The organism is Pseudoalteromonas sp. SG45-5 (assembly GCF_014164085.1).
GTDB lineage: Bacteria > Pseudomonadota > Gammaproteobacteria > Enterobacterales > Alteromonadaceae > Pseudoalteromonas > Pseudoalteromonas aliena.
Genome location: NZ_JACJEM010000004.1, coordinates 75,523 through 98,388, shown reverse-complemented (window position 1 = coordinate 98,388; position 22,866 = coordinate 75,523). Strand labels below are relative to the sequence as shown.

The window sequence follows — 22,866 nt, the reverse complement described above, 5'->3', positions numbered from 1 at the left end:
AGGAATAAAGGATATAGATCGGGATTGATCTACATTACATAGAACTAAAAAGTAATATAGTAATAGACATGGATTAGTAAAAATTGGAGTTGATTAAGTTCAATTGCAGGATGCAAAATTAGAAGATTCCGCAAGCGCGCCTAGAGATAGAGCGCGCTTTTCTTTGCTTAAAATTCAAACCGATTAGAAGCCCAAATAAATTCCAACAAACTAATTAACCTGAATTCTGGATAATAAATCTATCTCGAGCAGCTATTTTCAGCGCTAACTGCGTTGAATTCACTTGCAATAGGCCAGCTATTGACGCGTAAATTCGCCTTGTTTTCACTGAAAATCCCTGGCTAGAGAAAATAAATTTAAATATCACCATGATTCAATACGTTAGTAAATCTCTTAACCAGAGTTCAGGTTAATTAGCCGCAGCCTATGTGAGCATTATAATTCTGTATCCGGCTAAAATTAAATATCTATTACCTATGATCTATTATCTACATGCAAGTAACACAGGTTCAATCTGCCTTGAGAAAAAGCCGTGAGCAGCGTATGTTTGGGATTTATGCCTCGCATCATCTATTTATTGGCAATAACCACACCTCAGAGATTCAACCTAACTTAAAAACCAAACACACAACTGCAAATTTAATCTCAAAAAAGAAATACGCCCTCTATTTATTGTTTAGGGATGGCATTTCCCTTAAACGACACCTTAATATTTTCTACTTTACTTAAATCATATAACTCTGGTTGTTTGAGCTTAATAGACCAAGTTGTAAAAGGGGTTGGTTCAAAGTAATTAATAGCGTAATCACCAGCAATTGCACCACTGGTAATTAGCGCAATGCGCGATAATTGGCTATCTAACAACTCGTAGCTAACTAAGCGATAAAGTGACTCAGCACTAAATTGGTAAGGCTGCCCTTTAAATCTATCTAGGTAGTGACCACTCGATCTCACTTCTATGTCATATCGTTGATTTTCACTTAACTCATTACCTTCAATTACAACATTTACTTCATCTAAGCGCACACGATCAAACTGTGAAAAATTGGCATTATCTAATGATAAAGTAAAACTCATCTCACCATCTTTCGCAAAATCTACAAGCTGCTGTGGCGCATTTAAGTTATCAATCGTGAGCATAAAGTCTTGTGGTCGTGGATTAAACCTCTCCAATGAAGCAGCTTCTTGCTCACGAAGTAATGCAAGGTCGCGGCGGTACTCCTGATAAGTTTGATTAAGACTTGGCGTCACAATAGCTTCGCCTAACGACCAATAATTAAAAGCGGCTTGATAGTTAGTCAACGCTACAAAAATAGGTCGTTTTAGATTGTTTAGCGTGCGGAATAACTGCTCTTCCATTTGCTGTACTTCATCTAAACTATTTAGATTGTTTTGTAGAAACTCATCAATTCGGCTGATCTGCTTAAGCTTTGCATCGGCAGTAATACGTAAGTCAATCTGGCGAGATTGCTCTTGCGCTACGTCTATTTCAACAGCCACAATTGCTTTACCATGATTAATTAGCTTTTCAATTGCAACTAGGTAATCGCTTGACCCATCAATATCTTCATCAATAGCCTTTTTCATCTGTGCTTTTGCCGTAATTAAAAACTCATCCCAGATACGGTTAGACTCTTCTTTTGTAGGAATAAGCGCATTAAGACGGTTAAACTCAAAGGCTAACTCGCTGCTAGAAAAAGGATTTGCTGTCTTTTTCGATAAAGAACCTAGCTGACCACCAACCGTTTGTACTCGCTGCATTAACGAGGCGATATCATCGATTTTGGTTTTCAACTCATTAATTTCTTTGATAGTCTCCGGAAGGCTAGCAATCAGCTCTGTCAAACCACTAACGTCACCGCCTGCAGCGCCAGCAAGTGCTTTTCCCGCATTGACCACAGTCCCTATAACCTTGAGGCCTATTTCGCTTATTTTGTCTTGTTTGTAATCCGAGATCCCCGTTTCAAAAACTAAAGCTGAATCAAATACATTGTTATCTTGCGCTTGAAACGAATTCTTTTGCTCACCAAGCGTTTTTACTAAGCTGTTAAGTTGCTCCACTGAACGAGAAATAATACGCTGCTCAGCGGCAGCAACGTCAGATAAATTATCCTGCATCAAGGTAAGATCTTGGCGTTTACTTTCTAAACTACGGCCTTGCTGTTTAAAGTTATTGTAGCTGCCTTGATATGCTTCCATTGCCTCTATATAGGTTTTAAGCGTTAGCTTGTAAAAATCAAGAGATAAGCTAGGCACATAATTTTCATTGATGGTTGCGTAAGATAAAAACTGTTTAAAATTAGCAAGCTGCAAGTAAAAGTTCTTTGACTGAGATGTTGACTCTCTTACACTGTGCGCTGAGTTTAAAATAGACTCAGCCCAAGTTAGCATTTCGAGGCTCAATGCAGGGTTTTGATCATAAATAGAAACAGCCATATCAAAAGATTTTTCAAATACATCTAAAATGTATTCTTTATGGACTGAAATCAAAGAAATTAGATCAGACGAAATCGGTCTTGTAAACTTATTCCCTTGAAAAACTTGGTAAAGTGTACCAAATGATTTTGGCTCAACACTAAAGCGCTCAAGCTCTCCGTCACTTGATGAGTGCGCTGTTACAATATTAATTTTAGCTTCTACAGAGTCCGCTACCAACACTAGCGTCGATGCTTGCGCCTTTTGAGTGTCTAAATTAATACTGAGAGTGCCATTTCCTATGATTTTTCGTGCAACAATAAATATCCGTTTGTTTGGCGCATCAAATAGCATGTTTCGATTAATTTCAACCGTGTCGGCAGCAATCACTATAGTACTGTGATCCTTTGCGTTATTTAGCACGTCATTAAGGTTTAAGTGAAGGGCTGACACCAAATAATTTTGATCATCAACCCGTTGCTGGCTTTTCATCGTGACAGTAGGCAAATTATCGCTAGATTTAAGCTGATATAAATCTGACCATGTGGCCGCTTGGCTCGCAAAAGTACAGCCTATTAATAAGCTGAGTAAAGAATATTTCATAATAACTCCCTGTTGCAGAAAAATAACAACATAAGGAAATAACCTAGACCCAGTCTAGATTACTCCTTTATATTGATTAAAAGTGCAACTGTTTGAATAGTGGTTAGTTTATTGTTTTGAGATTGGAAGGTATGCGTTTTGTAAGAACGCTTTCGCTTTATTGGAAATGTTTATCCAAGAGTTGCTAGCATTACTAGCAAGTGGTGATGAAACAATACCGGCAACCACAACATTGGCGTTACGCAATCCATTCTCGCCGTCTAACTCTTTAAGTACGTCCCTTAGCGAGCTCATATCGCTGTGCAATGCTTGCCAGTGCACTTGTATTGAACGTACGTTTCTAAGTGCATCTTTTATTTTTGTATTCATGCCTTCTACTTGATATTTTGCGACTTCGTATGAGGTTGCTAATTTGCTAGCATGTGCCAGCTCTTTATTTTGAGTTTCGATTTGAGATTCAATATCTTTAACATCGTCTTTCAAACTTTCTAGCTGAGCGCCTTGAATGCTGCCGCCTATAAGTAAGGCTAATGGACCGCCAATAGCCGTTAAACCTATGTCGCGTTCCTTATCACTAATATCATCATTTAATTTTGCTATTTTTTCTTTTAACTTAGCAATACGGGAACGAATATTAGCGGGCTCTTCTTTATTTAGAATATCGCCAAGAGTCATCTCGGATTGATTGAGCTGACCAGATTGTGTGGTTAAACCAGACTGAAAAGCGATTATCTGGTCCACTAGCAATTCTGTTGAAGTAAGGTTGCCATCGACAAAATTAATAAAGGTGTTAAGAAATGCAATGGTAGTTTGACGGTTTTGTTCAGCAGCTTTTAAATCTCCACTTAGAGATGCGTTCTGTAAGCTAGTTAACCCATTGATAAAAGGTTGAATTAACGCCAAATGAATATCCGAATAATTTGCTAATTTTGTAGCAAGATTAATCGCATCAGGATAAATTTTACGGTTCCAGCTTTCTCCTAGTGAATAGATAGACCCAAACGTTCCCATCAGAGAGATATAGTGATTATTCAATGGTGTGCTATTAGGATAGCGAGTTGCGCTTCTAAAAGCTGCCTCACTATTTGGTAGGCCAACGGCCGACTCTGCAAATATTTGAATACTCTGCCACTTATCTTTCTCAAGTAAAAAACTATCCGAACCAACGTCAATAAATAGCGGAGCACCATCTAAGCCACCACCGAGTGTGTCGTACATGATTGGTGAAATTTCTGGGATCTTGCTATCGGCTATTGCAACTTGGCCAAAACCCAAAAGCTGTAACGATATAACAGTAGCAATTGCGGTTTTTTTTAATTTTATTAATTTCATTTTCTATTTCCTAAATTATATGATTATTTAATCGTTATCTTTTCATTTTTTACATTAATCGAGCTCTTTAGTTATCTCCTTATCGGAAAGTTAAATCTATCCGTGCAATAGGGCCTTTTAAGCTCTAAGCGCTAATAGAACCTGGGTGTAATCGAGAGTGAAATCGAATGAGGATGCATCAACTTATTACAAGCTGTTCACCATTTGGAAACATTACGAAATTTATAAACATATATCTAGTGGGTACAATTTGATTTATCTAAAAATGGTACAGGAGGACAGTTTGATGGGATAAGCGGCGTAAAAAAGAATTAACAAAACAAAAAATAACAATGAAAAAGGATTGATTTTAAGTAAAGGAGGAATTAAGGAAAGCTTATTTCAAAATGTAAAAATCGAATTATTCAAATACTGATGCGGGTTAGTATTAACCTATGAAATTACATTTTCGGCAATATGTTTGATGTTTGATGTTTAAGCAAAGTAGAGAGCTGTCATCTACAGTCAATTAGCTTTTTGTTGCCAGTACAATTATATCCAAGGGGACACATGTTAAGTTCTGATTATGGGACTTTAGTGAATTCAACCCCGTTAGCGCCGAAAATAGCGGCTTATAATAAATTTATTATCTAACCTGAACTCTGGTTAAGATATTTACTAACACATTGAATTATAATGATATTTAAATTTATTTTCTCTAGCCAGAGATTTTCCGTGAAAGCAAGGCGAGTTTACGCGTCAATAGCTGGCCTATTGCAAGTAAATTCAACGCAGTTAGCGCTGAAAATAGCTGCTTGAGATAGATTTATTATCCAGAGTTCAGGTTATTTATCTTTCGAGGTTAAAGCTACAGCTGTGTTTAACATTAACCTTCTAACGGCCGGCCTTTGTTACGCTTACCGAGTAAATACGCATCACGAAATTTGATGAAATGCTGCTCTAATTTTGTTGATGCATCCATTTCGCCCGCAAGCGCTAATACCATAATAGCCACTTCAGCAGTGCCTAATTGATGCGCATGAGGCGCAACTCTTAGACGATAATCAGATAGTTTATCAGCAGTAACAGAAAGTACAGGCAAGTTATCTAAATAAGGGCTTTTGCGAATCATTTTTTTAGCTTCGCGCCACGTACCATCTAAAAATATAAATAGCGGCTTTTTACCTGATTCAATATTAACCTCTGTGATGGCTCTACCTTCTTCTACATCCTCAGCGGGAAAAACCACCATAGGCTGATATTGTGAATCGCTTATCAAAGCTAAAAGCGCTGGGTTAGGATCTGTTCTATCCCATCTAAAAGCGTGGTTATTTGGTACTATCTCAGCAATCAAACGCCCTGTATTTGAAGGTTTAAAGCTTTCATTGTGATACATTAATAAGCACACAGCAGCCTCGCAATCTGCATGCTCAACACCTTTACAAATACAGTAGTGCTTAGCTATTAAGCATTGCTCACAGCGATCTAATTTACCGCCTCGAGCATTAAACTCTCGACGGGATTCACTTATTTGTTGAGCGCGTAATGCTAAAACTGAGTTTTTCACTGTATTTACCTTCAATTAATTAAGCGCGCATTGTAACGACTTCTTGTTATTTAATCTTATATTTATAGTCATTGAATTAATTCAACATCTCTTAAATTAAAAACCAGACATAAAAAAACCCAGCAAAGCTGGGTTTTTAGAAACTAAATTAAAAAGTTAAATTACTTCTTCTTTTTAACTGCTTTTTTGTTTGGTAAATCAGTAATTGAACCTTCAAAAATTTCAGCTGCAAGGCCGATTGATTCATTCAATGTAGGGTGAGCATGAATAGTAAGCGCTAAATCTTCACCATCTGCACCCATTTCAATACCTAGACCGATTTCGCCAAGCATTTCGCCCGCGTTAATACCAATCATAGCACCACCGATTATACGGCCACTTTCTTTATCAAAAATAAGTTTAGTAGAACCTTCAGTACGAGATGATGCAATAGCACGACCAGAAGCTGCCCACGGGAATACCGCAGTTTCAATGCTCAAGCCTTGCTCTTTTGCTTCTTTTTCAGTAACACCTACCCAAGCGATTTCTGGGTCTGTGTACGCAATTGAAGGAATACATTTAGGGTCGAAGAAATGCTTCTGACCAGAAATAACTTCTGCAGCAACATGACCTTCATGAACCGCTTTATGCGCAAGCATAGGCTGGCCAACTAAGTCACCAATTGCAAAAATATGGCTTACATTAGTACGTAATTGCTTATCAACATTAATAAAGCCACGCTCATCAACGTTTACGCCCGCTTTTTCAGCATCAAGTAAGTTACCGTTTGGAGTACGGCCAACTGCAACAAGTACTTTGTCGTAACGTACTGGTTCTGCTGGTGCGTTTTTACCTTCAAACGTTACGTATAAGCCGTCTTCTTTAGCTTCAACACCAACAACTTTAGTTGAAAGCATTACGTTGAATTTTTTGCTTACGTATTTTTGGTAAATTTTGATAATGTCTTTATCAGCTGCTGGTACTAATTGATCAGCAAATTCTACAACATCAATTGCAGAACCTAGCGCACGGTATACCGTACCCATTTCAAGACCGATAATACCACCACCCAATACAAGTAGCTTTTCTGGTACATCTTTAAGCTCTAGCGCGCCAGTTGAATCAATTACGCGGTCATCTTGTGGGATGAAAGGTAAGTTAACTGGTTTAGAACCCGCCGCAATAATCGCGTTATCAAACGTGATAGTTGTAGCGCCGTCTGCGCCTTCAACTACTAAAGTATTGCTGCCCGTGAATTTGCCGTATCCAGATACAACTTTCACTTTACGCATTTTGGCCATACCTTCTAGTCCACCAGTTAACTGGCCAACTACAGAATCTTTCCAAGTACGAACTTGGTCAAGATCGATTTTTGGTGCGCCAAAAGTAACACCGTGAGATGACATTTCAGCTGCGTCATCAATCACTTTAGCTACGTGTAAAAGTGCTTTAGAAGGAATACAACCAACATTAAGACATACGCCACCTAATGTTTCGCGAGATTCTACTAATGTAACTTCTAAGCCCAAGTCAGCAGCACGGAAAGCCGCAGAATAACCACCAGGACCACCGCCTAGTACAACAACTTGAGTTTTTAATTCGTTGCTCATGCTTTTACCTTAATTGTTTGAACGGGACACTGCCCTAAAATTTAACTGCCATGTTTCTGCAAGGCAGAAAGAGTGAGCAGCGCACAAAGTGATGCAATTCGTACAAAGATTGTATCATTGCAAATGGTAAAAATCCCAGCTAAAAACAACTGGCTGGGATTTGATTCTATTTATTTTATTGCGTATACCAATTTTTCTAAACTGGTTACATCACCAACTGGCGAATATCGCTCATGTAACTTGCAAGAGTCACAGTAAAGCGTGCAGCTAATGCTCCGTCAATAACCCTATGGTCGTATGACATAGAAAGTGGAACCATTAGTTTAGGTTCAAACTCTTTACCATTCCATTTAGGTTTCATTTCAGATTTAGATACACCTAAAATAGCAACCTCTGGCGCATTAACAATCGGCGTAAATGCCGTACCGCCAATACCGCCAAGGCTAGAGATAGTAAAACAGCCACCTTGCATATCAGACGATGTAAGCTTACCGTCACGGGCTTTAACAGATACTTCCATTAGTTCACGTGATAATTCAATAATGCCTTTTTTATCAACATCTTTAAACACTGGCACTACTAAACCATTTGGCGTATCAACAGCAACACCAATGTTAATGTACTTCTTAAGAATTAAACTTTCGCCATCGTTAGACAGTGAAGAGTTAAATGTTGGGAAGTCTGCAAGTGCTTTAGCCGCTGCTTTCATCACAAACACAAGAGGTGTGATTTTAACACCCAGCTTTTTCTTCTCGCTAAGTGCATTTTGCTCTTTACGAAATACTTCAAGACTGGTGATATCAGCTTCGTCAAACTGTGTAACGTGTGGGATTTGTACCCAGTTACGGTGTAAGTTTTTGCCTGATAGCTTTTGAATGCGAGATAGTTTTTTCTCTTCAATTTCACCAAACTTAGCAAAATCTACTTTAGGCCATGGAATTAGACCAAGCTCGCTGCCACCAGCATTACTACCTGCTGATAATTGACCAGATTCAACTTGCTTAACCAGTGTTTTAACATAGTTTTGCACGTCTTCTTTAACCACACGGTTTTTACGACCAGTGCCTTTAACGTTAGCTAGGTTAATACCAAACTCACGCGCTAAACGGCGAACAACAGGTGATGCATGAGCATACGCGCTGTTTTCTGTGAAGCTTTCATTACTTGCTTTTGCTGGTGCTGCTTGAGCGGGAGCCGACTCAGTTTTAGCCGCCGCTGCAGGTGCTGATTTTTCAGCGGGTGCAGGTGCTGCTACTGGCGCGCTGCCTGCAACTTCAAATACAAAAATTAATGAGCCAGTCGATACTTTATCGCCAGCGGCTACTTTAATTTCTTTAACTGTACCTGCAAATGGAGCTGGTACTTCCATTGCAGCTTTGTCGCCTTCAACGTTTAAGATTGATTGATCTTCTGAAACCGTATCGCCAACTGCAACCATAATTTCAGTTACTTCAACTTCATCGCCACCAATATCAGGTACATTAACTTCTTTAGTACTTGGTGCTGCGTTTGCTGTTGAGCTAGCTGCTGGCGCTTCTACAGGAGCCGACTCTTTAGCCGGTGCTGCAGATTCACTTCCTGCTACTTCAAAAACAAACACTAACGAGCCTGTTTTAACTGTATCGCCAGCGGCTACTTTAATTTCTTTAACCGTTCCAGCAAATGGTGCTGGCACTTCCATTGCAGCCTTGTCGCCTTCAACGTTTAAGATAGATTGCTCTTCTTTAACGGTGTCGCCAACAGCAACCATGATTTCAGTTACTTCAACTTCGTCATCGCCAATATCTGGTACGGTTACTTCTTTAGTCGAAGAACCTGTAGAAGCAGCAGGTGCTGCCTCTTCAGATTTAGCTGGAGCAGCGGCTGATGCATTAGTCGAGCCAGTGCTTTCACTCTCGCCTTCAAACAAAAACACTAAAGAGCCCGTTGTAACGGTGTCGCCAACGTTTACTTTAATCTCTTTCACTGTACCCGCTTGCGAAGCAGGTATTTCCATTGATGCTTTGTCGCCTTCAACATTTAATAGTGATTGGTCCACATCTACTTTGTCGCCAACGCTTACTAATATTTCGGTTACTTCTACTTCGTCGTCACCAATATCAGGTACTTTAATTTCAATACTCATTGCAAACCTCTTATGCGTACAGTGGGTTAAGTTTGTTAGTGTCGATGTTGAACTTTTTAAGTGCTTCAACAACTACTGACTTCTCAACTTCACCGCGTTTAGCAAGTTCAGATAACGTAGCAACAACAACGTAGCCCGCGTTAACTTCAAAGTGACGACGTAGGTTTTCACGGCTATCAGAACGACCGTAACCATCTGTACCTAGCACTTTGTAGTTGCTGCTTGGAATAAATGAACGCGCTTGTTCAGCGTAGTTTTTCATGTAATCCGTTGCTGCAACAGTCACAGAGTCGTTTAATACGCTTGTGATATATGCTGTTTTTTGCTCGCTTTCAGGGTTAAGCATGTTGAAACGCTCAACATCTTGACCTTCACGCGTTAATTCGTTGAAAGACGTTACTGAGAACACGTCAGACGCAATGCCATACTCTTCGCTTAGAATCGTAGCGGCTTTACGTACTTCAGTCATAATAGTACCTGAGCTTAATAGCTGTACGTTGGCTTTTTTACCTGCGTAACTTTCAAGCTTATAAATACCTTTACGAATACCTTCTTCAGCGCCTTCTGGCATAGCTGGCTGATGGTAGTTTTCGTTCATAAGCGTTAGGTAGTAGTAAATATTTTCTTGATCATCACCGTACATACGACGAATACCGTCTTGTACAATAACTGCAACTTCAAACGCGTAAGTTGGGTCATAAGAAATACAGTTAGGAACCGTATTAGCAAGAATATGACTGTGACCATCTTCGTGTTGCAAGCCTTCACCATTTAGCGTTGTACGACCCGCAGTAGCACCTAATAAGAAACCACGTGCTTGTTGATCGCCCGCCATCCATGCCATGTCGCCAACACGTTGGAAACCAAACATAGAGTAGTAAATGTAGAATGGGATCATTGGTAAATCGTTAGTGCTGTATGACGTTGCTGCAGCAACCCATGACGACATTGCACCTAACTCATTAATACCTTCTTGCAATACTTGACCAGAAGTCGCTTCTTTATAGTAAGAAACAATATCACGATCCTGTGGTGTATAGTTTTGGCCATGTGGGTTGTAAATACCGATTTGACGGAATAAACCTTCCATACCAAATGTACGCGCTTCATCGGCAATAATTGGTACGATGTTTTTACCAATGCCTTTATCTTTTAATAAGATATTAAGTGCACGAACAAAGCCCATAGTAGTAGAGATATCACGTTTTTGCTCTTCAAGTAGCGGTTTAAACGCGTCTACTTCTGGCAATGTCAGTTTTTCACTAAAGCGTGGAATACGTTTAGGCGTATAACCTTTAAGTGCATCACGACGAGCATGAAGGTATTTATGCTCAGGCGAACCTTCTTCAAGCTCTAAGTAAGGCAGCTCTGCCAGTTGCTCTTCAGAAACTAAATCATCAAGACCAAGGCGTGAACGTAAATGTGCAACATGCGACATGTCCATTTTTTTCACTTGGTGCGCAATGTTTTTACCTTCAGCCGCTTCACCCATGCCGTAACCTTTTACAGTTTTAGCAAGAATTACAGTTGGACGACCTTTCGTATCTTCTGCTTTTTTAAATGCAGCAAATAATTTTGACGGTTCATGTCCACCACGCTTAAGCGCGAAAATTTCGTCATCTGTCATGTCAGCCACAAGTGCAGCTGTTTCTGGGTAACGACCAAAGAAATGCTCACGTACGTACGCGCCATCTTTGGCTTTATATGTTTGGTAATCGCCATCCACTGTTTCATTCATTAACTGTAGTAATTTACCCGTTGTGTCTTTAGCTAGAAGAATATCCCAACCGCTGCCCCACACTAGTTTAATTACGTTCCAGCCAGCGCCTTTAAACAAGCCTTCTAGCTCTTGAATAATTTTACCGTTACCCATAACTGGGCCGTCTAAACGCTGTAAGTTACAGTTAATTAAATAACAAAGGTTATCTAGCTTTTCACGTGCAGCAAAAGAAATTGCACCGCGTGATTCTGGCTCATCCATTTCACCATCACCTAAAAACGCGTATACACGTTGGTTTTTAGTGTCTTTTAAGCCGCGACCATCTAGGTATTTTAAGAAGCGTGCTTGGTAAATAGACGAAATAGGACCTAAGCCCATTGATACCGTAGGAAACTGCCAAAATTCAGGCATTAACTTAGGGTGTGGGTACGATGGTAAGCCTTCGCCATCTACTTCTTGGCGGAAGTTATCTAGTTGTGCCGCCGATAAACGCCCTTCAACAAATGCACGCGCGTAAATACCTGGAGAAATATGACCTTGATAATAAACTAAGTCACCACCGTCTACGTCATTTGGTGCTTTAAAGAAGTGGTTAAAACACACTTCATAAAATGCAGCAGATGATTGGTAAGACGCCATATGGCCGCCTAAGTCGAGATCTTTTTTAGATGCACGTAGAACGATCATAATCGCGTTCCAACGTATAATTGAACGAATACGACGTTCAAGATTTACATCACCTGGGTAAGCAGGCTCTTGATCTACAGGAATAGTATTAACGTAGTTCGTGGTAATACCCGTTGGCATATCAACGCCGTCTAAACGGGCTTGCTCTAATACTTGCTCAAGTAAAAACTGAGCTCGTTCAACACCTTCTTCGCGCACAACTGATTCAAGAGCTTGTAACCACTCTTGTGTTTCTAGCGCGTCTACGTCAATTTTATTGACTTCAGACATATGGAGGTTTCCTTATGTGTAAAATACGAATATTGTTAATTTAATCTCACTGCTACTTGATTTAGTGTGTTCAAAGTAGTCGCGTATTAACTTAATTTTGTTTGGTGCGTCTTAAACTACGTTCAATTCGCGAATGTTCTTTGCCTGCTTCAAGCAATGCTTCTTCAATAAATGCTAAGTGCGCATTACTTGCTAAACGGGCTTGTTCTGGATTACCGTCAATAACGGCATCCATTAATAAACGCCTGTGCTGGGCTAACTGACTGCTAATATCTGACTTTTTTAATAAAACAGTTAAATTTTGCAATACGTTTTGCTCAAGCAGCGCTTTCATACCTCTAACTAAATGCAATAACACCACGTTATGTGAGGCTTCTGCCACGCTAAAGTGAAATTCATTAATCGCTTTTGCTTTTTGCTGTAAATCATCATTAACTAGGGCAATTTCATCAAAGCTTTGTTTTACTTTGCTAAAATCGGTGCTGGTCCCGCGCAGTGCTGCGTAATAAGCTGCAATCCCTTCTAATGCATGACGAAATTCAAGTAAATCAAACTGCGATTCAGGATGCTTACTAATCAAATCAAACAATGGATCAGTAAGGCCTTCTTCTAGCTGATTTTTTACAAACGTGCCACCACCTTGGCGACGCGTCACTAAACCTTTTGCTTCTAATTTTTGAATCGCCTCACGCAGCGATGGGCGAGACACTTCAAACTGCTTTGCTAGTTCACGCTCTGGTGGCAACTTTTCACCTGGTGCTAATGAGCCTTCAAGAATCATGTTCTCTAGTTGCTGTAAAATAACATCAGATAATTTTGCTGCTTTAATCTTTAAAGACATGAATCAACGTCCGCGTTGTATTAATACCAAGAGCCCATAAAACAAGGCTTTAAGAGGTATGACTTACCCAGAAGGTAAATTGGTCATACCAAAATTTGACAATAAGGTATCAAAAAGCCTAATAGCTGTCAATTTACACAACATTTGAGTAATAGCAGTAGCGTAACGCATTTTGAACGAAGGTCAAACAATACACAATTTGATACAAAAAGAGAACGTTAACAAGATGAAAAGCAATTGGTCTGACCAGATGAATTTAGAGTTTTCACTCTATTTTATTGTGTTTGAAAATTATAAAAAGATAAAGCACCTCACATTGCATAAGGTGCTTTATTAAGAAGGTATTAACTTAAGACAGCCCACCAAATAATGTAAGCAACGCTATAAGGACTAAATAAAATAATACATTGCGCTTAACAAGCTTAATCATACAAGTGGCTTCGTAGGTACAGCCGTAATAGCGTTTTTCTACTTGTTCAGCGGCTAATGCTGTGCAAGTGACGACCTTGCGATTAGGGCTGGAAAAATCAAGCGCATAACGCAGCCAACAACTTGTACCCTTATTAAAGTTTCCTATCACTAAATAACCAAAACTCGTTATACGCGCTGGTAACCAATCAAGCCAAAATAACAATTTATGTACTAACTTAAAGTGTTTGGCAAAAATCACCTTATGATCTTCTCTGACAAGATCTGCAAAAGTACGTACTAACGCATACAAAACAGCGCCTGGCGCACCTAAAATAACAAACCAAAAAATAACCGCGCAGTAAAATCTAAAATTAACCCACGCTAATGTTTGCCCAAAGGTTTCGCCGTTATCTTGATCCTCAGTACGCTTTTGCCCAATTTGCAACGCATATAACGATGCTGCTGTACCATCATCTCGCGTTAAAGCATTTAAGTATGATTTATATAACGCACGTTGTTTTGCACAACCAAAACACACTAAAAGCACGGCAACATTAATACCCAAGTGCCACAACACAAAGTCAGATAAGCAATAAATAAACGCCATCGCAATAACAGGAAGCCCAAGCCAAATTAAAAACCCAATACCTGAGGCAAATAAACCTTTCGCTGCGAGTAATTTAGTCGAGCGTTTTAAATAACCATTCGCGTAATAACTTATTTGCCAATAACTTGAGCGAGCCCCTAAACGCTCAAGTATTAATGCAATTATTATAGAAACCAAAATCATTGTAGCTACTCTCTTAGCTTGATTGCTCAAGCATATTAAAAAACAATCGCCAATCAAAGCTATCGCCAGGGTCAGTTTTACGACCCGGTGCTATATCGCAGTGCCCCACAATACGTGAAGGTGTTATTTTAGGATAACGTTGCATTATAGATTGCACCACACTCGTTAACACTTTGTACTGCGCTAAAGTATAAGCCGTGGTATCCGTGCCTTCTAGCTCAATGCCAATGCTAAAATTATTACACGCAGTTTGCCCCGAAAATTCAGATAAACCAGCATGCCATGCTCGCTTAGAAAAAGGTACATATTGTAAAATTTCGCCAGTACGCTTAATAAAACAATGTGCAGATACTCTAACCCCTTCTAAATCAGCAAAGCTTTTATGAGCCTTACAGTTAAGTGATCCCATAAATAAATCATCCACAAAAGGCGTACCAAACTGCCCAGCGGGAAGCGATATATTATGGATAACCAACAATGAAATATCGGTATTATCTGGGCGCTCATCAAAATGCGTACAACTACGCTGGAGCGTGTTACTCATCACACCATTTAAATCTATTTTCATGACACGTTTATTGTATTAATACCAAAAATATATAGCACTGATGCTAAAGGATTTATAAAAAAAATGATAGCGAGTAACGTCCAATGCTAAGTTTTTTGGTATCAATGCTCAATAACCTGAACTCTAACTAATAAATCTATCTCAAACTACTATTCTTAGCGCTAACTACGTTAGTAAATCTCTTAACCAGAGTTCAGGTTAAATAAGGAAAAACCATCTCTAAACTGACCTTGTTTGTAGCCGAGCATTAAAAGCTAAGCGCTTCTCTTTCATCAACAAACATAGTAAAATTTGCTTAATTTATTAACGCTTATGAGCTTTACTATGTCCATTTCGCACTCTCTCATCACTCAACTAGTCACTTTGGCTCTCGACGAAGATTTAAATTATCAAACTGCGCAAGATGGTGATATTACCGCGCAACTGATCCCACAAAACGAGCAAGCAAGCGCTAAAGTAATAACGCGTGAAGACTGCATATTTTGCGGTAAAGACATCATCCTTGAAGTATTTAAACAAGTAGATTCAACAGTTAACGTAACTGTGCTTATAAATGATGGTGATGCCGTTAAAGCTAATAGCACATTATTTACGGCCTCCGGTTCAGCCCGCTCAATATTAACGGCAGAGCGTACCGCGCTTAACTTTGTACAAACATTATCTGGCACAGCCACAACAACGGCCCATTACGTAAAAGAGTTAAGTGGCACCACAACACAATTACTCGATACCCGTAAAACCATACCGGGCCTGCGCGCATTACAAAAATACGCAGTAAAATGTGGCGGCGGAGCAAATCATCGCATTGGCTTATTTGATGCATTCTTAATTAAAGAAAACCACATCGCAGCCTGTGGCACAATTGACAAAGCCGTTACTCAAGCAAAATTAAATCACCCAAATAAACCAATTGAAGTAGAAGTTGAATCACTTAATGAGCTAGATCAAGCCATTAATGCTGGCGCTGATATTATAATGCTGGATAACTTTTGTGTTGAAAAAATTAAGCAAGCCGTTGTTTTAACTAATAAACGCGCAAAGCTTGAAGTTTCAGGCAATATGACTCTACAAACGCTTAAAACCTACTCACAAGCGGGTGTTGACTTTATATCAAGCGGAGCACTAACAAAAAATTTACAATCAATCGATTTGTCTATGCGTTTCGACTGAAAATAATACAAAAATAAAACTTAAACCTCGCTAATTCATTGACAGAATATGAAAAAAAGCATTTAATAACCCAAAAGGATTACTTTGTAACAATTTGTTAAATAAAGTATCCTTTTTAACTTTACAACGATGCTAAATAGTAAAAAACAGTGATAGAATTACACCGGTGTATTACTTACACTTTAAAAGCAATACTAAGTAACAGAGCTGCACCAAGTAAAAGCAGCTTGTTATTAACGTTGTAAAAACGAAAGTCACCAAACTGTTTATTTTATGTCTATACTCTGAGTTATTAGTTGTTATATCAATCTGCTTATATGGGGTCTATTTAACGTTAAGAAAATTACGCTAGAACTAGGCAAAATTTTTTGTATCTAGTTGTTCTAAATAAAAAATTTTTAACGACGTTATAGTGCAATTTAATTCGTTAAATTGTTCAAAGATTTATGCAGTTTGGTATTACTAGCATATAAAGGAATGAGTGTTTAGTTAATCGTTTAATAGCTTGTATATAATGAATTCGTATTTAGCTTTGGTGTTTTAAACCTAAGCTAAAAATGCAGTAAAATTTACTTTAAATAAAACGGTAAATAAATCAATTAAGTTAAGCGGCTTGCCACTTACATGATTGAACATACAAAAATCTATCCTTTAGGAGAGGAAACATGAAAACAATGACTCAAAAACAACAGGGTTTCACCCTAATAGAATTAATGATTGTAGTAGCAATCATCGGCATTTTGGCTGCAGTAGCATTGCCTGCGTATCAAGACTACACCGTTAAAGCTCGTGTATCTGAGTGTATTAGCCTAGCAGGCGCAGCAAAAACAACTGTCGCAATGAACGCATCTGAAGGTGCTGACTTTAACTCTGGTTTTAACGCTAATGCTAAAACTGAAAACTGTGGCATTGTTGCAGTTGCTGCTGATACAGGCGTTATCACAGTAACATCTGAAGCAAAAGCCGGTGCAGTTGCAATAGCAATGACTCCAAAAACAGGCTCAGCGGCTTTAGTAAAAGGTACTCCACCAGCAGGTGAGATTAATTGGACTTGTTCTATTGATGCAGCGGCTAAAAACAAGTATGTACCGAGCTCATGCCACAATGTTACTACGAAATAATTAGAAAACTACAACATCAAGGTAGCCATATTTGGCTACCTTTTTTATTTGTATTGATTAGTGAGAGTTATAAATGGCCATACAACCTGATTCAAAGAAAATTGATACTTTTCAGTGGGTTGGTGTTAGTGCCCGAGGTAAGCGGCTTGAAGGGGAGCTTTCGGGAAGCAGCATCGCATTAGTAAAAGCACAGCTTCGCAAACAAGGGGTCACCCCTTCAAAAGTTAAACGTAAACCAAAACCTTTATTTGGTGTACATACTCAAAAAATAACCCCAAAAGATATAGCATTAGTAACTCGGCAAATTGCAACTATGCTTATCGCGGGCGTCCCCCTTATACAATCGATAGAAATGATTGGCTCAGGCTCTACTAATAAGAGTGTCAGCAAGCTAATGGGAGCGATTTCGGGTGACGTAAAAGCCGGCCAACCTCTGTCTACTGCACTTAGAAAATACCCACGTTATTTTGATGACTTATATTGCGATTTAGTAGAGTCGGGCGAGCAATCGGGCGCTCTTGATAAAATATTTGATCGCGTTGCAATTTATAAAGAAAAATCGGAAGCGCTTAAATCAAAAATCAAAAAAGCCATGTTTTACCCTATAGCGGTACTCGTTATAGCGCTTATGGTTACTTCAATTTTGCTCATATTTGTAGTGCCGCAATTTCAGGACATTTTTGCTGGTTTTGGTGCTGAGCTGCCTGCATTTACTTTATTTGTGATTGCTATTTCTGAATTTATGCAAGAATACTGGTGGATTATACTAATAATAATGGTTGCCGCTGGGTGGATTTTTAAAGAAGCTAAACTTAAAAGCTTAAAACTACGTGATGCCAACGATAGGGTTATATTAAAGCTACCTGTAATAGGCATGATTTTAAATAAAGCAGCCGTTGCGCGTTACGCGCGTACACTTTCTACCACGTTTGCAGCTGGTGTACCGTTAATTGAAGCTCTTGATTCTGCGGCGGGTGCTTCAGGTAATGCGGTATATCGCTATGCTATTTTAGATATAAAAGCAGAGGTTGCCTCAGGTAACCAAATGAACTGGGCTATGCGCAATTCAAAAATATTCCCCGATATGGTAATCCAAATGGTTGCTATTGGTGAAGAGTCTGGCGCACTTGATGATATGCTGGCCAAAGTAGCCACTATTTATGAGCAAGAAGTAGATGATGCAGTTGATGGCTTATCTAGCTTATTAGAACCATTAATTATGGCTGTACTCGGTGTGCTGGTCGGTGGTTTAATTGTTGCTATGTACCTCCCTATTTTCCAACTTGGTTCTGTTATTTAATTATTTGGTTTTTTATATGCAAAGTATTATAGAAGTAATGCAAAGCCAATTGTGGTTTTACTTAACCGCCATTGGCTTAGTTAGTTTATGTGTAGGTAGCTTTTTAAATGTGGTCATTTACCGGCTACCGTTAATGATGCAAAAAGAATGGCAAAGTGAATGCCGTATTTTATTAGAGGATGACCTTAAAAATAGCGTGCCTTTAAATACCACGCCATTTAATTTAGTAAAACCCAACTCAACCTGCCCGCACTGTAAAGCTGCAATTAAACCTTGGCAAAACATCCCAATTATTAGTTGGCTCGCATTAAAAGGAAAATGCGCAAGTTGTCAAAATACGATAGCCGCACGCTACCCGCTTGTTGAAGCCATTACGGCGCTATTGAGCTTAGTTGTTGCATATACTGTGGGTGCTAATGAACAAGCATTACTCTATATTTTAATTACGTGGGCATTAGTTGCATTAACATTCATTGATATTGATCACATGCTCTTACCCGACCAGCTTACATTACCGCTTGTGTGGCTTGCCTTAATAGCATCTGTAATAGGCTATACCATATCACCCAGCGATGCCATTATTGGTGCGGCCTGCGGTTATTTAAGCTTATGGAGTGTATTTTGGTTATTTAAGTTACTTACCGGTAAGGAAGGTATGGGCTACGGCGATTTTAAATTACTTGCCGTGTTTGGTGCCCTACTTGGTTGGCAATCACTGCTCACGATTATATTACTCTCAAGCGTAGTCGGTGCCATTATTGGTATTACATTATTAAGTATTCAAGGAAAAGACAAAGCCACCCCTATTCCTTTTGGCCCTTACTTGGCAATCGCAGGTTGGATCACTATGCTTTGGGGCAACCAACTGCAATCTATGTATTTAAATTTAGTTGGTTACTAAAATGAATAAGCAAACAGGTGAAAAAAACACCAAAAGCCCAAATTGGGTATTAGGTTTAACCGGTGGTATTGGCTGCGGTAAAACAGCTATCAGTAATATGTTTGAGGAGCTTGGGATAACAATTATTGATGCCGATATAGTCGCTCGCCAAGTGGTAGAACCAAACAGCACAGGTTTAAACGCAATAATAGCTCACTTTGGTGACGAGATATTACTAAGCGATGGTACGTTAAACAGAAGTGCCTTGCGCACCCGTATTTTTACTGACCATACAGATAAAGAGTGGCTGAACAACTTACTTCACCCTCTGATCCGTAATAAAATACTCGCCGATTTAAATGCGGCCAGTAGTGTTTATGTCGTTTTAGTTGCACCATTGCTATTTGAAAATAACCTTGATCAACAGTGCAATCGTACTCTCCTCATTGACGTACCTAAAAATATACAAGTAGAGCGAACAGTTAAACGCGACGGCGTGAGTCTTGATCAAGTAAATAGTATTATTGCCACGCAAATGTCTCGTGAAAATAAACAGCAAAAAGCGGACGACATTTTAAATAACGACCGCGATTTAGCACTCGTAAAGTTAGATATTTTGTTACTTCATGATCATTACTTAAAATTAGTGTCAAAAAACACAACTTAAACGGTCATATATTACTGTTTCAGCTTATAAAATTAGCCTAGATTGTGAAGAGTGATGTAATCCCCTTCTTTTTTCTGATAAATTGTTAACATTGAAAGATTTAAACAGGTGCGCAATGAATATTAACTCACCGTTATTGAGAAAGTTTATTACCCTTGGTCGTATCGATGCAGATATGGTCAAAGAAAAACAACAAGAATTTACCTCAACAGCTGAGCTTATTTCTAAATGTGGCAAAATCGACAGTAAAGATTTAGCTGCACAATGCATCGATTTATTTCGCGTACCCTACTTCGATCTAAAAGATTTTGATCCTGCGAAAATTCCTGCAGAGCTGGTAAAAGAAAAACTTATTCGCAAGCATCATATTTTACCGCTGGTAAAAAAAGATAGAAAAGTTTACATCGCAGCCTCTGATCCAACCGACTATGGCGCGTTTGAAAATTTTGAATTTAGCACTGGTTTGTCGTGTGAGATTGTTGTTGTTGATTATATTCAGCTTAATAATAAAATTGAGCAATTACTCGATGCAGCGGGAAGTTTAAATTTAAGTGATGATGAATTTAAAGAGTTTGCAGACTTAGACACCGAAGGTGTAAAAGACTCCGCACCAAAAGATGATGAAAAAGAAGATGCGCCGATCATTGTTTACATCAATAAAATTTTGATGGATGCAATTAAAAAAGGCGCGTCTGATCTACACTTTGAACCCTATGAGCACAAATACCGCATCCGTTTTCGTATTGATGGCATTTTGCACGAAGTAGCAAGTCCGCCTAATACTCTTGCAACTAAACTTTCTGCGCGTATAAAAGTAATGGCGCGCTTAGATATTGCTGAAAAACGTAAACCGCAAGATGGCCGTATAAAACTAAAAATAACTGAACGAAAAAGTATCGACTTTCGTGTCAGTTCGATGCCAACGCTGTGGGGCGAAAAAATAGTAATGCGTATCCTTGATTCTTCAAGCGCTATGCTAGGCATTGATGTATTAGGTTACGAACCAGAACAAAAAAAATTATATATGGATGCACTTGCTCAGCCTCAAGGTATGATTTTAGTAACAGGGCCAACCGGTTCTGGTAAAACGGTCTCACTTTACACTGGTTTAAACATACTAAATAAACCAGAGCGCAACATTAGCACCGCAGAAGATCCGGTTGAAATTAACCTTGAAGGTATTAACCAAGTACAAATTAATATTAAAGCGGATATGACCTTTGCCAATGCATTACGCGCCTTTTTACGTCAAGATCCAGACGTGGTAATGGTGGGTGAAATACGTGATTTAGAAACCGCCGAAATATCTATTAAAGCAGCACAAACCGGCCACTTAGTATTATCAACCTTGCATACTAATTCAGCACCGGAAACAATTACCCGTTTATTAAATATGGGTGTGCCAGCTTATAACGTAGCAAGTTCGATCAGCTTAATTATAGCCCAACGCCTAGCACGTCGTTTATGCCCTAAATGTAAAACGCCTGAAATACTACCAAGCGAAGAACTCACTCGCCAAGGCTTTAGCGCGCAACAAATAAGTGAAATGACACTATATGCACCAAAAGGGTGTGATAGCTGTACTGATGGCTATAAAGGTCGTGTGGGTATTTACGAAGTTATGCAAATCACTCCTGAAATTGCCCAAATTATTATGCGCGGCGGCAACTCATTAGAAATAGCAGATGTATCACTTAAAGCTGGGTTTAATAATTTGCGTATATCTGGTATTCGTAAAGCCGCTGATGGTATGACCTCACTTGCTGAAATTAACCGTGTGACTAATTTTTAAAGACACACCGTAATAATTATAAAGCTCTGAAGATATAATTTAGAATACTTAGAGACTCATATCTAAGTAACCTGAACTCTGGTTAAGGTATTTACTAATATATTGAATAATAAATGATATTTAAATTTATTATTCAGAGTTCAGGTTAAGCAATATAATATGCACCAAAAATTTGTAGAGAGTAATTTATGCCTACTGTTGTAAACTGCCCAACCTGTAAAACTAAAGTTGAATGGTCAGAGCAAAGTCCATTTCGCCCGTTTTGCTCAAAGCGCTGCCAGCTTATTGATCTCGGTGAGTGGTCGTTTGAAAATAATAAAATTTCGGCGCCAATCACCTCCGCAGATGAATTTAGCCAAGACATGATTGAAGATATTGAAGCCATGATGGCTAAAAATGAAGATGATTTTTTTAAATAATTTATCTCCATAATGCCCTAAAAAAAACCAGCATTACGCTGGTTTTTTAGTATTTACAAAAAAGTAAAATTAACTTTTTTGTTTACGGTGCTTTTTACTCATACGCTTTTGCATTTTTTCAAATTTCTCGCGTTGCTCTGCATTTAAAACTTGCCATACCTGATGCTGAGTTTTTAATTTAATGAGTCCAACCTCTTCGCTTTTTTGATGGCGTTGCGTTAATAATTCTTTCGCTGCACTTTCGTCAAAGCTAGCAGAAGCAAGTAATGCTTCTTTTTTAGCTCTGTTAGCCTCATGCTGCGCTTTTCGTGCTTCTTTATCAGTGCCTCTTAGCGCTTGCATTTGGGCTTTTTGAGCTTCAAAAATTGCTTTTAATTGGGTTTGTTGTTCATCGGTTAAATCAAGCTTATTAGCACCACGTTCAGAAAGTAAAAAATGCGCTTGAGAATGGCCTTGCTTGTGTCCGTCACTTTTAGCGATTACGCTACCAGCACCTAGAGTGGCAGTTGCAAGACCACAAACAAGTACTAATTTAGAAAGTGTATTTAATTTAGTCATAATCATACCTTAACGATGGGTTTAACTTATGGTTTAGTTCGGTTAGTTGTCACTGCTTAATC

General features: G+C 38.9%; 17 protein-coding genes. 7 read left to right on the top strand and 10 right to left on the bottom strand.

The features are described from left to right. Nucleotides 1-669: 669 nt before the first annotated feature. The 9 genes from H5119_RS02035 to ampD form a co-directional block, all read right to left on the bottom strand. On the bottom strand, nucleotides 670-3,018 hold the full coding sequence (locus tag H5119_RS02035) for a hypothetical protein (RefSeq protein WP_182701004.1): 2,349 nt from the start codon (nucleotides 3,016-3,018) through the stop codon (nucleotides 670-672). 108 nt (nucleotides 3,019-3,126) lie between these two features. Further along, nucleotides 3,127-4,350 carry an alpha-xenorhabdolysin family binary toxin subunit A gene (locus tag H5119_RS02030; protein WP_077536910.1) on the bottom strand — a complete coding sequence of 408 codons (1,224 nt, stop codon included), beginning with the start codon at nucleotides 4,348-4,350 and terminating at the stop codon, nucleotides 3,127-3,129. Between the two features lie 865 nt (nucleotides 4,351-5,215). Next, nucleotides 5,216-5,896: a tRNA-uridine aminocarboxypropyltransferase gene (locus H5119_RS02025; protein WP_182701003.1), complete on the bottom strand. Its 681-nt coding sequence runs from the start codon at nucleotides 5,894-5,896 to the stop codon at nucleotides 5,216-5,218. Between the two features lie 161 nt (nucleotides 5,897-6,057). Continuing rightward, a complete protein-coding gene (gene lpdA, locus H5119_RS02020; RefSeq protein ID WP_182701002.1) occupies nucleotides 6,058-7,485 on the bottom strand; it encodes a dihydrolipoyl dehydrogenase in 1,428 nt (475 codons plus the stop codon). A gap of 205 nt (nucleotides 7,486-7,690) precedes the next feature. Next, nucleotides 7,691-9,610 carry a pyruvate dehydrogenase complex dihydrolipoyllysine-residue acetyltransferase gene (gene aceF, locus H5119_RS02015; protein WP_182701001.1) on the bottom strand — a complete coding sequence of 640 codons (1,920 nt, stop codon included), beginning with the start codon at nucleotides 9,608-9,610 and terminating at the stop codon, nucleotides 7,691-7,693. 10 nt (nucleotides 9,611-9,620) lie between these two features. Further along, the gene (gene aceE, locus H5119_RS02010) at nucleotides 9,621-12,287 is read right to left on the bottom strand and encodes a pyruvate dehydrogenase (acetyl-transferring), homodimeric type (RefSeq protein ID WP_182701000.1); all 2,667 of its coding nucleotides are present in this window, start codon (nucleotides 12,285-12,287) and stop codon (nucleotides 9,621-9,623) included. Between the two features lie 91 nt (nucleotides 12,288-12,378). After that, complete coding sequence (gene pdhR, locus H5119_RS02005) at nucleotides 12,379-13,128, bottom strand: pyruvate dehydrogenase complex transcriptional repressor PdhR (protein WP_077536905.1); 750 nt, start codon at nucleotides 13,126-13,128, stop codon at nucleotides 12,379-12,381. Between the two features lie 349 nt (nucleotides 13,129-13,477). Further along, complete coding sequence (ampE, locus tag H5119_RS02000) at nucleotides 13,478-14,329, bottom strand: beta-lactamase regulator AmpE (RefSeq protein WP_138586618.1); 852 nt, start codon at nucleotides 14,327-14,329, stop codon at nucleotides 13,478-13,480. A gap of 13 nt (nucleotides 14,330-14,342) precedes the next feature. Next, the gene (gene ampD, locus H5119_RS01995) at nucleotides 14,343-14,897 is read right to left on the bottom strand and encodes a 1,6-anhydro-N-acetylmuramyl-L-alanine amidase AmpD (protein ID WP_182700999.1); all 555 of its coding nucleotides are present in this window, start codon (nucleotides 14,895-14,897) and stop codon (nucleotides 14,343-14,345) included. Nucleotides 14,898-15,221: 324 nt separating this feature from the next. On the opposite strand from ampD, the gene nadC reads away from it, so the two are divergent. The 7 genes from nadC (at nucleotide 15,222) to yacG (ending at nucleotide 22,246) form a co-directional block, all read left to right on the top strand. Further along, the gene (gene nadC, locus H5119_RS01990) at nucleotides 15,222-16,067 is read left to right on the top strand and encodes a carboxylating nicotinate-nucleotide diphosphorylase (protein ID WP_182700998.1); all 846 of its coding nucleotides are present in this window, start codon (nucleotides 15,222-15,224) and stop codon (nucleotides 16,065-16,067) included. Between the two features lie 665 nt (nucleotides 16,068-16,732). Further along, complete coding sequence (locus H5119_RS01985) at nucleotides 16,733-17,188, top strand: pilin (RefSeq protein ID WP_282130285.1); 456 nt, start codon at nucleotides 16,733-16,735, stop codon at nucleotides 17,186-17,188. A 73-nt stretch (nucleotides 17,189-17,261) separates the two neighbouring features. Next, nucleotides 17,262-18,488 carry a type II secretion system F family protein gene (locus tag H5119_RS01980; protein ID WP_182700997.1) on the top strand — a complete coding sequence of 409 codons (1,227 nt, stop codon included), beginning with the start codon at nucleotides 17,262-17,264 and terminating at the stop codon, nucleotides 18,486-18,488. A gap of 16 nt (nucleotides 18,489-18,504) precedes the next feature. Next, complete coding sequence (locus H5119_RS01975; protein WP_182700996.1) at nucleotides 18,505-19,389, top strand: A24 family peptidase; 885 nt, start codon at nucleotides 18,505-18,507, stop codon at nucleotides 19,387-19,389. Between the two features lies 1 nt (nucleotide 19,390). Next, nucleotides 19,391-20,035, top strand: coding sequence for a dephospho-CoA kinase (gene coaE, locus H5119_RS01970; protein WP_182700995.1), 645 nt, complete (start codon nucleotides 19,391-19,393; stop codon nucleotides 20,033-20,035). A 115-nt stretch (nucleotides 20,036-20,150) separates the two neighbouring features. Continuing rightward, nucleotides 20,151-21,827, top strand: a complete 1,677-nt coding sequence (pilB, locus tag H5119_RS01965; protein ID WP_182700994.1) for a type IV-A pilus assembly ATPase PilB — start codon at nucleotides 20,151-20,153, stop codon at nucleotides 21,825-21,827. A 188-nt stretch (nucleotides 21,828-22,015) separates the two neighbouring features. Further along, nucleotides 22,016-22,246: a DNA gyrase inhibitor YacG gene (gene yacG, locus H5119_RS01960; protein WP_077536896.1), complete on the top strand. Its 231-nt coding sequence runs from the start codon at nucleotides 22,016-22,018 to the stop codon at nucleotides 22,244-22,246. A 69-nt stretch (nucleotides 22,247-22,315) separates the two neighbouring features. On the opposite strand, the gene H5119_RS01955 is transcribed toward yacG, so the two are convergent. Further along, a complete protein-coding gene (locus H5119_RS01955) occupies nucleotides 22,316-22,804 on the bottom strand; it encodes a Spy/CpxP family protein refolding chaperone (RefSeq protein ID WP_182700993.1) in 489 nt (162 codons plus the stop codon). Nucleotides 22,805-22,866: the final 62 nt, after the last annotated feature.

Bases quoted from the DNA above. Each gene is read 5' to 3' on its own strand.
- coaE (WP_182700995.1), top strand. From the start codon at position 19,391: ATGAATAAGCAAACAGGTGAAAAAAACACCAAAAGCCCAAATTGGGTA.
- pdhR (WP_077536905.1), bottom strand. From the start codon at position 13,128: ATGTCTTTAAAGATTAAAGCAGCAAAATTATCTGATGTTATTTTACAG.
- H5119_RS01985 (WP_282130285.1), top strand. From the start codon at position 16,733: ATGAAAACAATGACTCAAAAACAACAGGGTTTCACCCTAATAGAATTA.
- ampD (WP_182700999.1), bottom strand. From the start codon at position 14,897: ATGAAAATAGATTTAAATGGTGTGATGAGTAACACGCTCCAGCGTAGT.
- H5119_RS01980 (WP_182700997.1), top strand. From the start codon at position 17,262: ATGGCCATACAACCTGATTCAAAGAAAATTGATACTTTTCAGTGGGTT.
- lpdA (WP_182701002.1), bottom strand. From the start codon at position 7,485: ATGAGCAACGAATTAAAAACTCAAGTTGTTGTACTAGGCGGTGGTCCT.
- H5119_RS01975 (WP_182700996.1), top strand. From the start codon at position 18,505: ATGCAAAGTATTATAGAAGTAATGCAAAGCCAATTGTGGTTTTACTTA.
- H5119_RS01955 (WP_182700993.1), bottom strand. From the start codon at position 22,804: ATGACTAAATTAAATACACTTTCTAAATTAGTACTTGTTTGTGGTCTT.
- yacG (WP_077536896.1), top strand. From the start codon at position 22,016: ATGCCTACTGTTGTAAACTGCCCAACCTGTAAAACTAAAGTTGAATGG.
- nadC (WP_182700998.1), top strand. From the start codon at position 15,222: ATGTCCATTTCGCACTCTCTCATCACTCAACTAGTCACTTTGGCTCTC.
- aceF (WP_182701001.1), bottom strand. From the start codon at position 9,610: ATGAGTATTGAAATTAAAGTACCTGATATTGGTGACGACGAAGTAGAA.
- ampE (WP_138586618.1), bottom strand. From the start codon at position 14,329: ATGATTTTGGTTTCTATAATAATTGCATTAATACTTGAGCGTTTAGGG.
- H5119_RS02035 (WP_182701004.1), bottom strand. From the start codon at position 3,018: ATGAAATATTCTTTACTCAGCTTATTAATAGGCTGTACTTTTGCGAGC.
- aceE (WP_182701000.1), bottom strand. From the start codon at position 12,287: ATGTCTGAAGTCAATAAAATTGACGTAGACGCGCTAGAAACACAAGAG.
- pilB (WP_182700994.1), top strand. From the start codon at position 20,151: ATGAATATTAACTCACCGTTATTGAGAAAGTTTATTACCCTTGGTCGT.
- H5119_RS02030 (WP_077536910.1), bottom strand. From the start codon at position 4,350: ATGAAATTAATAAAATTAAAAAAAACCGCAATTGCTACTGTTATATCG.